Source organism: Yersinia sp. KBS0713 (assembly GCF_005937895.2).
GTDB classification, from domain to species: domain Bacteria; phylum Pseudomonadota; class Gammaproteobacteria; order Enterobacterales; family Enterobacteriaceae; genus Yersinia; species Yersinia bercovieri.
The window spans coordinates 3562834-3576921 of record NZ_CP042173.1 but is presented as its reverse complement, the minus strand read 5'-3'; the positions used below and the strand labels follow the sequence as shown (position 1 = coordinate 3576921).

Sequence of the window (14088 nt, the reverse complement as noted above, 5' to 3'; positions counted from 1 at the left end):
TATTCTGCTCGCCGGATTCACGGGTAGGAGCAGCATATGAGCCAAAATACGCTGAAAGTTAACGAGTTGCATGAAGATGCTGATTTTGATGAAAACAGTACGGAAACTGAAATTTTCGATGAAAAAGCATCAGTAGAAGATGAACCTACTGAAAGCGAGTTAGCGGAAGATGAGCTGTTGGCGCAAGGCGTTACCCAGCGCGTGCTGGATGCAACACAGCTCTACCTTGGTGAGATTGGTTATTCGCCACTGCTGACCGCAGAAGAGGAGGTTTATTTTGCCCGGCGTGCATTGCGCGGAGATGTGCCTTCACGTCGGCGTATGATTGAAAGTAACTTGCGGTTGGTGGTGAAAATCGCTCGTCGTTACAGCAATCGCGGCTTAGCGCTGCTGGATCTGATTGAGGAGGGTAACCTCGGCCTGATCCGGGCGGTGGAAAAGTTTGATCCTGAACGCGGTTTTCGTTTCTCCACTTATGCTACATGGTGGATTCGTCAAACGATTGAACGGGCAATTATGAATCAAACCCGAACCATACGTTTACCTATCCATATCGTTAAAGAATTAAACGTTTATTTGCGTACCGCCCGAGAACTTTCTCATAAATTGGATCATGAACCGAGCGCTGAAGAGATTGCTGAGCAACTCGACAAGCCGGTCGATGACGTGAGCCGTATGTTACGCCTCAACGAACGTATCACTTCTGTTGATACGCCTTTAGGCGGCGACTCAGAGAAAGCCTTGTTGGATATTCTCTCTGACGAGAATGAAAACGGTCCAGAAGATACAACGCAAGATGATGATATGAAACAAAGTATCGTCAAATGGCTGTTTGAATTGAATGCAAAACAGCGCGAAGTATTGGCCCGTCGTTTTGGTCTGTTAGGATACGAAGCCGCAACGTTAGAAGACGTTGGCCGGGAGATTGGTTTGACACGCGAACGTGTCCGCCAGATTCAGGTTGAAGGCTTGCGCCGTCTGCGGGAAATTCTGCAAACTCAAGGTTTAAGTATTGAGGCGCTGTTTCGCGAATAGAGATACCCGTCATACTTCAGATTGTCTTTAGGGTATAGAGCGTTATTCCGATAAAACACAAAAACGGTGAACTGATGTTCACCGTTTTTTTATGGGCGCTATACCATGCTTTTCAGGCGGTAAATCCACTCCAGTGCCTGACGAGGTGACAGCGAATCAGGGTCTAGTGCTTCTAATGCTTCAACGGCGGGTGGCGTCTCTTCATTGAGCAGTGTTAGTTGCGAACCATCAATTTTGCTCGCCGCGGCACTATTGGAGAGCGACTCCAGCTCTTTCAACTTCTGACGTGCCCGCTTGATCACATCTCGCGGCACACCGGCCAGTGCTGCAACCGCCAAACCATAACTTTTACTGGCTGCGCCATCTTGTACACTGTGCATAAAAGCGATAGTTTCCCCATGCTCCAATGCATCAAGGTGTACGTTTACCACGCCCTCCATTTTTTCCGGCAGGGTAGTTAGCTCAAAGTAATGGGTGGCAAACAGCGTCATTGCTTTAATGCGGCTAGCCAGATTTTCAGCGCAGGCCCAGGCCAGTGATAAGCCATCATAAGTTGATGTGCCGCGCCCAATTTCATCCATTAACACCAAACTTTGCTCGGTGGCGTTATGCAGGATATTGGCTGTTTCTGTCATTTCCACCATGAAGGTAGAGCGGCCTGATGCCAGATCGTCCGCCGCACCAACGCGGGTAAAGATGCGATCAATCGGGCCAATAGTGGCCTGATCCGCAGGTACATAACTCCCCATGTGGGCCAGCAGCACAATCAGTGCTGTTTGGCGCATATAGGTGCTTTTACCCCCCATATTCGGGCCAGTAATGATCAGCATACGCCGTTGTGGTGATAGCGTTAGCGGGTTAGAGATAAAGGGCTCGCTCAACACTTGCTCAACCACCGGATGGCGGCCACCGATAATTTTGATCCCCGGTTTATCACTCAGGGTCGGGCAACTGTAGTTGAGTGTTTCTGCTCTTTCCGCCAGATTCGACAGCACATCCAGCTCAGCCAGCGCATTGGCGCTGGTTTGCAATTCGGACAGATGTGGCAATAGCAGATCGAAAATCTCTTCGTATAACCCTTTTTCAATCGCCAGCGCTTTGCCTTTAGAGGTCAGAACTTTGTTTTCATACTCTTTCAGCTCAGGAATAATGTAGCGCTCAGCATTCTTCAGCGTTTGTCTGCGGACATAATGAATGGGAACCAGATGGCTCTGACCGCGACTCACCTGAATGTAGTAGCCATGGACACCATTGAAGCCCACTTTTAGCGTATCCAGACCCAACTTCTCACGTTCGCGAATTTCCAGCCGATCCAGATAGTCGGTCGCGCCATCGGCCAATGCTCGCCACTCATCCAGCTCGGCATTGTAGCCCGGTGCAATAACGCCACCATCGCGCACCAATACTGGCGGCGTTTCAACAATGGCCCGCTCCAGTAAGTCGAGTAACTGATCAAATTGGCCGACTTGTGATAGCAGGTTTTGTACATGGGGAACATCGACCGGTTGCAGTAAACGATGGATCTCCGGTAATTGCTGAAAAGCATGACGCATACGGGCCAGATCTCGTGGACGGGCGGTGCGCAGTGCCAGACGTGCTAAAATACGTTCTAAATCACCCACCTGGCGCAGCGGGGTTTGCAGCTCAGCGGTAATATCTTGTAGGCCGCCAATGGCTTGCTGGCGATCCGTTAGCACCTTGATATCGCGCACGGGCATATGGAGCCAGCGTTTCAGCATTCGGCTACCCATGGCGGTCACACTGCAATCAAGAATTGCCGCCAGCGTATTCTCTGTCCCGCCGGATAAATTAAGGGTCAGTTCGAGATTACGGCGGGTGGCGGCATCCATAACAATGCCATCTTGCTGACGCTCCATGGTTAAACCACGGATATGGGGCAAGGAGGTGCGCTGGGTATCTTTGACATATTGCAGCAGGCAGCCCGCGGCACGTAATGCCTGATGGGCTTGCTCAACACCAAAACCGATTAAGTCGCGTGTGCCGAATTGCAGATTAAGCTGCTGTTTAGCGGTTTCCAGCTCAAACTCCCACAATGGGCGGCGGCGTAAGCCATGGCGCTGCTCAATCAGCGACATCTGCTCGAAGTTCTCTGGATACAACAGCTCGGCGGGATTGGTGCGTTGCAGCTCGGCGGCCATGGTTTCAATATCGTCAGGTTCTGCAACCCGGAAGCGGCCAGAGCTGATATCCAGGGTCGCATAGCCAAATCCACGGGCATCCTGCCAAATAGCCGCCAGCAGATTATCCTGCCGCTCTTGGAGTAAAGCCTCATCACTGACTGTTCCCGGCGTCACTATCCGCACGACTTTACGCTCAACCGGCCCTTTACTGGTTGCCGGGTCACCGATTTGCTCACAGATAGCCGCTGATTCACCTAACTGAACCAGTTTCGCCAGATATGGCTCAATCGAATGATAGGGGACACCGGCCATGGGAATCGGCTCACCGGCGGAAGCACCCCGTTTAGTCAATGAGATATCCAGCAGTTGTGAGGCGCGCTTCGCATCACTGTAAAACAGCTCATAAAAATCCCCCATCCGGTAGAACAGCAGTATGTCCGGATGCTGGGCTTTGAGTCGAAGGTACTGCTGCATCATTGGGGTGTGGCTATCGAGTTTATCAGGATTATTCATGCGTTTTATGTTTTCTAGTTAAGTCCTTTTTCCAGTCAACATACTAGCCCAGTGGCCTGAAAACTGACATAGGTAAAAATTCGAGAACCCTCGCAATGATGCAGTTCAGCCCCTAAATTTAGAGGCTATAAAATTCTAACGTAATATTTTTCAAAATGTTATTTAAAAGCGGGGTTGCCGGGGAATAGAGTTTTTGCCGTTTGGTACAGGCGATTGGCTTGAGCAACATTGTTCTGATACTGGTTAATCATGATGAGACTTAGATAAACATTCGGATCATTGTGTAGCTGAATGTACTGTTCTGCCCATGCACTAAACTGCGTCAGCAACATAGGATCTTGGTGCTGGTTAAATTGCAGTAACAGATTGATATGGCGGTTGTACTCATACCTTTCCCATTGAATGTAGGGATTTGTCAGCGTATTTAATGGCCGCATATCAACTAGCCCATCTCTTTCGGCCACTGTTAGCACCCGGCCAGTTTTGTAGCCCGTCATCATAAATAGCAGAGTACATAGTGCGGATAAAATGACGATGTAGTGCAGCCCACGCTGCCATCGCACGAGGGGCGTAGTGGCTGCCACCAACATGTTTTCCGGGATCATCAATCGGCCAAGTAGAATAAGCACCAGCCAGTGGGCGGCGGATTGATAAAGAGGCAGCTCGGTCATCAGATGCAACGCGATCGGCAAAGTGAGCACCCACAACGGGAACACCGCTTTGGGCTGCATCAACAGTGGTTTTACATAGCCGATAGCGAGTAGCAACACTCCTATCAGTGTCACGATGCCACCCTCAACCCAGCCATACAGCACTTCATTATGGGGGTGAGAAGGGAAAATAAAGTGATGCGGAACTTGCCCGGCTTGCGCCAGTGTTTGTGCAAAAGCAGACTCAAAGCTACCGTAACCCCAGCCTAGCCAGGGGTGCTGCTGTATCATGTGCCAGGTATATTTGAGGATTAACCCGCGCTCGCGGTTACTGGCTTCTTTGGCGAGCAGCAAGTTCTCACTCAATTGGCTTAATAGATAAAGAGCAGCCAGTATGCTTATCAGGCTCGATAACCACAGCCAGGCGATTTGCCGCTGACGCCAGTAATAGAGCGAAAGCAAGAGTAAGGTTGAGACTCCACCGACCCAGCCGATCCGCGATTGCAGTAGCATCAATAAGCCAGGGAAAACCAGTAGGCTCAGTGTGCTGACACCGCGTACGGCTCGGCTGCCCGAGACCATAAACAGATAGGCGGCGATGGCATAACCCGTTGCCAGATAACTGGCCAGCACGTTAGTTTGCTGAAAGATGCCATAAGGGCGCTGTGCAATATCGAACTCCATCCAGTTATTGGATGTAAAAACAAATAATTGCAGTAGGGCCAGCATGGCCTGCCCCCAAGCGGACAAGAGGATGAGCATCAACCACACTTGTCGCGCACCTGTGTTCAGCTTCAGGCGAAATAGCCCAAACAGCACTATTATCCCGCCCCACAAACCCAAAATGCGCGGTAACCAAGCCCCTGGGTGCTGCAAGGAGGCGGGAAATAGTCCAGGAATACTCATCATCAGCGCCCCGGATAGTAGCCACAGATAGCCCGGAGAGTTCAGGGCATGGCCCGCTTCTTGGCGTGGCCAATAGAGTGCCATCGTCAGTAGCGCCATCATGGCCCAAATGACAATGTTGGTGGGGAGATGAAGCCCGGCACCGCCTCTATTGATCTCATAGTGCATCATGGCAATAAAGGTTATGGCGATGATCGCGATAACAATAGGGTGACTCCCTTTCGCTGGGAGGGCATTTTTTATTGGTTTGGGTAAGCAGAGTTTCATTATCTATCAACAGGTTACTTTTATATCGAACAAAACATGACACGATGATTGGTTCACGTTTTATCAGCGCACTCAGCCACTATACCCGTTAGGGCGGGCGTCTCTATTTTTCTGCGGGCTGAGCAATAAACCAGCGTAATGAATTCAGCACTTTTGTTTCTGACATCTTGGCTCTGTTCTCATCAACCAACTTCATTAATACCAATCTTGCGGTATAAATATCTAATTGTGCTTTATCAGCCAACTCTCGGGTTTTTGGCCAACTATCCACGGGTGGTACAGACTCATTAAATTGTTCTTTCAATACATGACATGTTTCTGCCAAGATTTCCATGACTTCTTCTTTACGTTGATTCTTAGGTTTCATTGATTTTTCCTCATGCAATATCTTTATTAAGGATGTCTTGTTTTTTATTTCTTACATTCTCTATTCTTTATTTATATTTCCTACGTGCGGGTAGGTATTTTCCTACAAATTTAAAGGATAGTTCTTACAGGCATTAAGGTATCGTCTTATTTATTTTATATTGTTTTTGTAATTTTTATTTAACGGCCATAAATCAGAGTGCGAAAATTAATAATTAATCCGGATTTTAGCACCAAATAAATACCATTCTCAAATGTATAAGAAAACAATCCACCTTTATTCTTCAATAAAATAAAGTTTTGATTTTGCTATTTTTTATTCATGTATTTCAATGTGTTGTGGTGATTTTCATGGCTTTAGATCCAAGTGTTTTTTTGAGTTTTAAGCTGTTATTAAGTCTGGGTTTTATCGACGCTAAGCTTTTTCTGCTTTTGGAATTAAGGTCTTGAGGATTTAATGTCGATTATAATTTGACTTATGGAATAAGCAATCGTTAATTTCGAAAAAATGACTTTTAGCGATCTAATGTGTCGACATGTCATTTTTGATAGTGGTAAGTATCGAAGGTGTGGTGTTTATCGATCAATCTTATCGAGATTAATTGGTAAGTGTAATTAATTAAGTTAAACACTCTGAATTTTGATTTTTTGAATTAATTACCTATGAAGTGAGCATCTATATTTGTATTATCTGCGTCGAACAAAAAGGTCTTAAACGTTATTTAAAGGTTTTTTTTAAATGCAGGCGTCTTTCAATGTCTGCATGTTGAATCTATAGCTCTCTGTTGTCTGCGACTTATTTCTTCGTATTTTAACGAAAATAAGATGTATGAGTTCTTATGTTTCAACTACTTCGATGCGGTATTTACCTTGAGTCTATTAAGGTAGGTGAACTTGCAAAACTTAAATTGTGTATAAAGGAATTACGTAATGAAACTGAATAAAACGATCTTGGCAGCAGCTTTGGTATTAGGTTTTGCTTCTGTAGCTAACGCAGCAGATCAAGGTCAAGGTACTGTGACTTTCAATGGTTCTATCATTGATGCGCCATGCTCAATCGCAGCAGGTTCTGATTCTCAGACTGTTGAAATGGGTCAGATCTCTAACGTAGCTCTGCAGAATGGTGGTCGTTCTTCTTCCCATGATTTCGACATCAAACTGGAAAACTGCGATACCACTACTCTGAAAACAGTAACCACTACTTTTAGCGGTGCAGAATCAGCTGCAGTCCCTGGCCTGCTGGGTATCGTTGGTCTGGCTGAAGGCGCTGGCATTGCCATCGTTGATGGTACTGGCTCTGTTGTTACTCTGGGTGATGCAACTGCTGAACAGACTCTGATCACTGGCAACAACACCTTGGCTTTCTCTGCTTACCTGCAGGGCAGCACTGCTTCTGACGCCATCAAACCAGGTAGCTTCTCAAGCGTAGCTAACTTCATGTTGGCTTACCAATAAGCACCCCTTTTTTAATTGGACATGCGGATTTATCCGCATGTCTTTTTATCTTGAGAAAGATACGTGTTGGATGAGCTAGGTGATTTATGTCCAGGTCATTTTTTTTGCTAGTGCCTCCCTCCTTACTAATGGCGTCATTGATTAGTGTTTCTGCAATGGCTGATCCCATGAAGACAGATTTGGGCTACGTGAGTATGGAAGGAAGTATTACTGACACATCTTGCGCGATAGACCCAGGAAGTCTGGAGCAGACCATCGATATGGCGATTATGCCGATTGGTCAGTTGGTTGAGAATGGCGTGGGGAATGAGCACCCGTTTGCGATTCGCTTACTGGATTGCACGTTAGTTCATGCGGATCCCGATAAGTCTAATCGGCAGCATTTTACGGTGTCATTTGATGGTGCGGCGGATGGCAATAATTTCGCGGTTTACGGTGAAGCCGAGGGAGTTGCAATGCAAATCATTGATGATAAAGGCAATGCTTCTACTCCAGGTGTGCCGTCACCGGAAATTAATATTATCCCTACTGATGATATGAGACTCAATTATGCCCTGCGGTTAGTGGGCAATGGCAAGATGCTGCGTGCTGGAAACTATTACTCCAGTGTTCGTTTCAAATTGGATTATTACTGATTTCAATGAGTAAGGTGACATATCCCATGGTATCCGCTCGTTCCATCACCCACGGTATTGCCCGTAGCGGTTTATTACGCATTTTGATTGCAGTTGCGTTAAGTGGCAATGCCTATGGCGTGTCAGCCAGCGATGATATTCAGTTTAATACCGATGTGTTGGATACCAAGGATCGCGCCAATATCGATCTGAGCCAATTCTCCCAGCGTGGTTATATCATGCCTGGGAGTTATAACTTATTAGTTCATATGAATAAGCAGGAGCTCAACGAGCAGCCTGTGGTGTTCTACGCCTCTGAGAAAGATCCAAAAATTAGTGAGGCGTGTTTATCACCCGAGTTGGTTGAGTTGCTGGCGCTGAAAGAAGAGAACCTCCATAAGCTGACCTGGTGGCGCAATGGCGAGTGTCTGGATATCAGCAGCTTGCCCGGTTTGACTGTGCAAGGTGATCTGGCGACCTCATCACTCTACCTGAGTGTGCCGCAAGCTTGGTTGGAGTATAGCGAGCCAGATTGGGACCCGCCTTCTCGTTGGGAGGAGGGGATTCCTGGGGTGCTTTTCGACTATAACCTGTTGGGGCAATTGAACCGTCAGCAGACGAATAATACCAATAACAACAGTTTGAGCGGTAACGGTACTACTGGGGCCAACGTTGGTGCCTGGCGGTTCCGTGCTGATTGGCAGACGCGTATCGAGCAGGCTTCCGGTTCACCCACTGAACGCCAATGGGATTGGAGTCGTTATTACGCCTACCGTGCGATACCGAGTTTGGGTGCCAAGTTGACGCTGGGTGAGGATTTTCTCAACTCAGGGATTTTTGACAGCTTCCGCTTTAGCGGTGCCAGTCTGGTCACTGATGACAACATGTTACCGCCGAACTTACGCGGTTATGCACCTGAAATTATGGGTGTTGCTCGTACCAATGCGCGGGTCATTGTCAGTCAACAAGGACGTGTGTTGAGTGAAACGTTGGTCGCCGCTGGCCCATTCCGTATTCAGAACCTGAACAGTTTTGTTTCTGGGGCGTTGGATGTGCGGGTGGAGGAGCTTGATGGCCAAGTCCAGCAATTCCAGGTCAATACCGCCAGTATTCCTTACCTGACTCGCCCCGGCATGGTGCGCTATAGAGTTGCCGCCGGTAAGCCCTCGAATATTGGGCATCGGGCTGAAGGGCCAGCATTTGCCACCGGGGAGTTCTCTTGGGGGATCAATAACGGTTGGTCACTGTTTGGTGGTGGGATCAGCGGTGAAAATGAATATCAAGCCGCATCCATGGGGGTGGGGCGTGATCTGATGGAGTTTGGTGCTGTATCGGTTGATATGACTCAATCGTGGGCCAACTTGCCGGATCAAGGCACCTTGAGTGGTGGCTCTTACCGAGTCAACTATTCGAAAAACTTCCAGGAAACGGGCAGCCAGGTGACGTTTGCCGGCTACCGCTTCTCTGAACGTAACTTTATGAGCATGACCGAGTATCTCGATGCGCGATATCGCGGCGACAGAGTTGGCGGCAATAAAGAGATGTATACCATCAGCTTCAACCAGCAGTTCCGTGATCTGGGGTTAAGTGCTTATCTGAACTATAGCCATCAGACCTATTGGGATCGTTCGGCGAATGACCGCTATAACCTCTCATTAGCTCGCTATTTTGACGTGGGTAAATTCAAGAATGTCAGTCTGTCACTGTCTGCTTTCCGTAACCGGTATAACGACAGCAATGATGACGGCATGTACTTGTCCTTATCTATGCCATTTGGCAACAACGCAACCTTGAGTTATAGCGCGTCAGTCAGTAGTGGTGAAAATACGCATCGAGTCGGATACGCCAATCGTCCGGATGCTCACAACAACTACCAGATTAATACCGGTGTAGCACGTAGCGGCGCGTTGGTGAGTGGTAACTATAACCATATTGGCAATAGCGCAGATATTAACGCCAACGCCAGCTATCAGGCAGGGCAGTACTCCTCCGTCGGTTTAGGTATTCAGGGGGGCGCTACCGTCACGGCTGAAGGTGCGGCACTGCATCGGGCAAATGTCATGGGCGGCACGCGACTGCTACTTGATACTCAAGGTGTGGAGGATGTTCCGGTTCAGGGCTATGGCTCAACTGTACGTACCAACCGCTTTGGTAAAGCCATCGTCAGTGATGTGAACAGTTATCACCGCAACCGAGCGAGTATTGATATCGATAACTTGTCGGATAACGTGGAAGCCCGAGGCACGGTAGCACAAGTCACACTGACTGAAGGCGCTATCGGTTATCGCCGCTTTAATGTGATTGCTGGTGAGAAAGCGATGGCCATGCTGCGCATGGCTGATGGTTCAGCACCGCCATTCGGTGCCACGGTATTAAATGAAAATCAGCAAGAGACCGGCATAGTTAATGACGATGGTTCTACTTATCTCAGTGGGATCAAAGCCGGTGAAACCATGTCAGTGCACTGGAATGGGAAGGCGCAATGTAGCGTGACACTTCCGAAGATACTGACTCCAGCAGTACTGACGAATCTACTGTTGCCTTGTCAGCCGATAACGGAAGGGGATAAACCCCCGGTATCACAGTAGAAAGGTTTAGCAATGGACCTGCGGATAACAGCTCGTTTAGAGAATAGAAAACGATCGGCGCCACTAGGTTCTGACATGATTAATTCGAAGGAAAAGGTAATGAAATTGAATAACAAACTGCGCATCGCCACCCTTTTGGTGACGGCATTGATGGCCCAACAGGCGACAGCAGCGATTGCACTGGACAGAACCCGGGTGATCCTCAATGGCGGCGATAAGTCGATCAGCCTGAACATCAGCAACCAGAATAAGCAATTACCTTATCTGGCGCAGGGATGGATTGAAGATGAGCAGGGGAACAAGATTAACTCCCCGCTGACGGTGGTTCCACCGGTTCAGCGTGTGGAGCCGGGTGCGCTCAGCCAGTTAAAAATACAGACGTTACCGGCGGTGAGCCAGTTGGCGCAAGACCGCGAAACGCTCTACTACTTTAACTTGCGTGAAATTCCACCGCGCTCGGAAAAAGCCAATACCTTGCAGATTGCGCTGCAAACCCGCATCAAGCTGTTTTACCGCCCAGTCAGCATCGTGCCACAAAAGGCCGACATGGCGACACCGTGGCAAGAAAAAGTACAGCTGACTCGACAGGGCGATCGCTACCAGGTGAATAACCCGACGCCGTATTACATCACGCTGGTTGATGCCAGTGAGAGCAAAAATGGCAAAACAGCTGCGGGCTTCAAGCCGCTGATGATCGCACCAAAATCACAGGGCATGTTAGATGTCAGCGCAGGCGCATTGGGCAGCAAACCGGTACTGACTTATGTCAATGATTTCGGTGGCCGACCAAAAATGATCTTTGGTTGTACTGGCAGCACCTGCTCAGTGGTTGAAAGCGTTAAATAGCTGTTTATCTCGGTATGGCTTTAGTTGAGCAGATGAGACGACAGCGCGGATGTCAGACTGAACGATGAAAAAGGAATATGGGATGAGTGTTGTTTATCGCCGCTCTGTTTGTCGCGGCCCGGTTGGTCGCTACATAGCTAGTCGGCTGGTCCCGATGGTCATGATGACCTTCATCGGCGCGACGACACTGTTAAGCAGCTCTGCATGGGCGCTGAATAAAGTTGCGGCAGTCAATGTCACGGTCAATATTTTTGCTGCGCCGCCTTGTGTGATTAACAGCAACAGTATGATCACCGTCGATTTTGGTGATGACCTACTGACTTCGCGTATCGACGGCGCTAATTACATGAAGCCAATAAGCTATAGCCTGAACTGTACTGCGGCAGCATCCAATGCCATGAAAATGAGCATCAAAGGTGATGGCGCTGCGCTCGACGCCAGCTATTTAAGAACGAGTAACACGGGTTTAGGGATCAAGTTGATGCGCAGTGGGCAAGCATTACCGCTCAATAGCACATTCAACTTTACCTATCCGACAATCCCTGTGTTGCAGGCTGTACCGATAAAACAAACAAGTGCTGCGCTGGCAACCGGTCTTTTTACCGCAGCAGCCACCATGGTTGTGGAGTATCAATAATGAAAAACAGCGTATTGATATCGCGCGTTTCTGCTGCGGTGGTTTTGGTTCTGAGTGGCTCGCTGGCATTTGCCGAGAATATGACGTTCTCGGGCACATTAATTAATCCCCCACCTTGCATTATTAGTGGTGGCAACACCATTGATGTGCCTTTCGGGGAAAATCTGGGGGTGAACAAAATTAATGGCATCAATTATACCCAGAATGTGCCCTACACCGTCACCTGTGATACGCCGGCCGGTGGTTCGGAATTGGGTCTGACGATTATTAGCGGTTCTGTGACCACATTTGATCCTGCCGCGATCCAAACTGATACCTCGGATCTGGGTATTCGAATACTGAAAAATGGCACCGCTTTTACACTGAATACACGTGTTCCATATGACAAAAATAACCCGCCGGTACTTCAGGCAGTACCGGTCCAGGCACCGGGTGCGACATTAACTGAAGGGGCCTTTGCCGCCACCGCCACACTATTAGTGGATTATCAATAGGATCACATGATGGCTAATTTTAATCTGTTGATGCGCCCTGAACGAATTATATTCAGCATTCTGATGCTGAATATTGTCTGGGCGATGCCAACATGGGCCGCTGATAATATGCGTTTTCACGGTGCATTAGTCGCGGAGCCTTGCACAATACGCCCTGGTGACGAAGCTATTGCGTTGAATTTTGGCACGGTGGTCGATAAATATCTGTATTCGAATCAACGTACTTTAGGTAAGCAATTTCAAATTCATCTGGTCGATTGTGATATTAGTTTGGGTAATGCCGCCAAGATAATGTTTACCGGTAACAATAATCTTAAATTACCGGGGTTATTGTCGGTTACTGATGCTGATATGGGAATAGGTATTGGTATCGAAACATTGGCGGGTAGACCCCTACCTCTAGACCAGGCCAGTGAAGATATTTCACTAAACGCGGATAGCAATATTATTACTCTGAAAGCTTATGTTCAGGGTGAGCCAGATGCCATTACCCAGCGCACGATTAAGCGCGGTGAGTTTAATGCAGTTGCTACATTTAGCTTGCAATACTATTGAGCGGTGAGTTCTCCCGCCTGATGTTATTCCAACGCCAAGTTGTTGCCGCTGAAATTTATTATCAACAGCACGAATGCTGATAGGACAATGGAACTTAAATAAATGGAACAGCCTAATATGCGATCGAATACTGGATATTGCTGGCTAATAGCTTGCGTGCTGTTCTTATTGCCGCTCTATAGCCAGGCCAGTGCCTGGGTTTCTACCCAAACAAGAGTGGGAACCCAATATCAGGGGACATTCGCCTGGCCGACTGAGGAGATGCAGGGGGTACTTTGTACGGCTGCATCTTGTTCTGTGGCGATATGTCACTACTCGACGGCGGCGAATGCTGAAATATGTGGTAACCCATCCAATGCCCTGACCCGGGTTATTGTTTCGCAGGGGGCGACTGCGGAGATGATGAGAGCAGCTTTTGTGGCTAAAAATGGAGTATCAGGAAGTTGGGGCACCGTGACACCTGATCCATTACGTGCTGCTGGCAGCTGCTTTGGTGTGATGTATTGGCAGGGATCCAATGATGGAAATCTCACCGGTAGAGTCATTCCCGGCTCCTACTGCGGCGCGGTTCCACCAACACCTGAGACCTGTGAAGTCACCGGTGATGTCTATATCAACCATGGTTCGCTTAATCAGCAATCTGTTGATGGTGCAATAAAAACTGAGCCATTGATTATCAACTGCACCGCCAGAACATCAGTGATATTGACACTGGTGGGTGGCAAAAGTATCAATCTTGGACAAAATGGGAATTTGACCTCGACATTGAAAGTGTCGGGGCAAGACCTGTCCAGCGGTGTCACGGTAACCGCTGCGGTGGGAAACACCCCTTTCCTGATTGAATCAACACTTCATGCGCCAGCATTACCTGACGCGGGCACATTTAGCGGAAGTGGAGTGGTGATTATGTCATACCTCTAAATATAGAATTATATGCACTCTTAATCTGAGTGCGTGATTATTATGAAGATAAAATAGCGTTTCAAATGCGCTATTTTAAGTTTCATAAATCGAGGTGTTT

General features: G+C 48.1%; 12 protein-coding genes. 9 read left to right on the top strand and 3 right to left on the bottom strand.

Going from position 1 to position 14088, the window contains the following annotated elements:
* Positions 1 to 36: 36 nt before the first annotated feature.
* Complete coding sequence (gene rpoS, locus FFE93_RS17115) at positions 37 to 1035, top strand: RNA polymerase sigma factor RpoS (RefSeq protein ID WP_005278950.1); 999 nt, start codon at positions 37 to 39, stop codon at positions 1033 to 1035.
* Between the two features lie 98 nt (positions 1036 to 1133).
* Here rpoS and mutS read toward each other — a convergent pair whose 3' ends face one another.
* From mutS to FFE93_RS17100, 3 genes are all read right to left on the bottom strand, one after another.
* A complete protein-coding gene (gene mutS, locus FFE93_RS17110) occupies positions 1134 to 3689 on the bottom strand; it encodes a DNA mismatch repair protein MutS (protein WP_138775636.1) in 2556 nt (851 codons plus the stop codon).
* Positions 3690 to 3847: 158 nt separating this feature from the next.
* Positions 3848 to 5512: a PglL family O-oligosaccharyltransferase gene (locus tag FFE93_RS17105; RefSeq protein ID WP_005274140.1), complete on the bottom strand. Its 1665-nt coding sequence runs from the start codon at positions 5510 to 5512 to the stop codon at positions 3848 to 3850.
* Between the two features lie 103 nt (positions 5513 to 5615).
* Positions 5616 to 5879, bottom strand: coding sequence for a hypothetical protein (locus FFE93_RS17100; protein ID WP_005274137.1), 264 nt, complete (start codon positions 5877 to 5879; stop codon positions 5616 to 5618).
* A 929-nt stretch (positions 5880 to 6808) separates the two neighbouring features.
* On the opposite strand from FFE93_RS17100, the gene FFE93_RS17095 reads away from it, so the two are divergent.
* From FFE93_RS17095 to FFE93_RS17060, 8 genes are all read left to right on the top strand, one after another.
* On the top strand, positions 6809 to 7333 hold the full coding sequence (locus FFE93_RS17095) for a fimbrial protein (protein ID WP_005274134.1): 525 nt from the start codon (positions 6809 to 6811) through the stop codon (positions 7331 to 7333).
* Between the two features lie 128 nt (positions 7334 to 7461).
* Positions 7462 to 7968 (top strand): fimbrial protein, encoded by a 507-nt coding sequence (locus FFE93_RS17090; RefSeq protein WP_049599656.1) that lies wholly within the window; start codon positions 7462 to 7464, stop codon positions 7966 to 7968.
* Positions 7969 to 7994: 26 nt separating this feature from the next.
* Positions 7995 to 10535: an outer membrane usher protein gene (locus FFE93_RS17085; RefSeq protein WP_005274126.1), complete on the top strand. Its 2541-nt coding sequence runs from the start codon at positions 7995 to 7997 to the stop codon at positions 10533 to 10535.
* 99 nt (positions 10536 to 10634) lie between these two features.
* Entirely contained in the window at positions 10635 to 11381 is a 747-nt protein-coding gene (locus FFE93_RS17080) for a fimbria/pilus periplasmic chaperone (RefSeq protein ID WP_005274123.1), read from the top strand.
* Between the two features lie 82 nt (positions 11382 to 11463).
* The gene (locus FFE93_RS17075; RefSeq protein WP_390898806.1) at positions 11464 to 12018 is read left to right on the top strand and encodes a fimbrial protein; all 555 of its coding nucleotides are present in this window, start codon (positions 11464 to 11466) and stop codon (positions 12016 to 12018) included.
* A complete protein-coding gene (locus FFE93_RS17070; protein ID WP_138775634.1) occupies positions 12018 to 12512 on the top strand; it encodes a fimbrial protein in 495 nt (164 codons plus the stop codon). Before FFE93_RS17075 ends, FFE93_RS17070 begins: the two co-directional genes overlap by 1 nt.
* A 9-nt stretch (positions 12513 to 12521) precedes the next feature.
* Positions 12522 to 13067, top strand: a complete 546-nt coding sequence (locus FFE93_RS17065) for a fimbrial protein (RefSeq protein ID WP_138776000.1) — start codon at positions 12522 to 12524, stop codon at positions 13065 to 13067.
* A 117-nt stretch (positions 13068 to 13184) separates the two neighbouring features.
* Positions 13185 to 13988: an exotoxin gene (locus FFE93_RS17060; RefSeq protein WP_261369020.1), complete on the top strand. Its 804-nt coding sequence runs from the start codon at positions 13185 to 13187 to the stop codon at positions 13986 to 13988.
* Positions 13989 to 14088 lie beyond the last annotated feature (100 nt).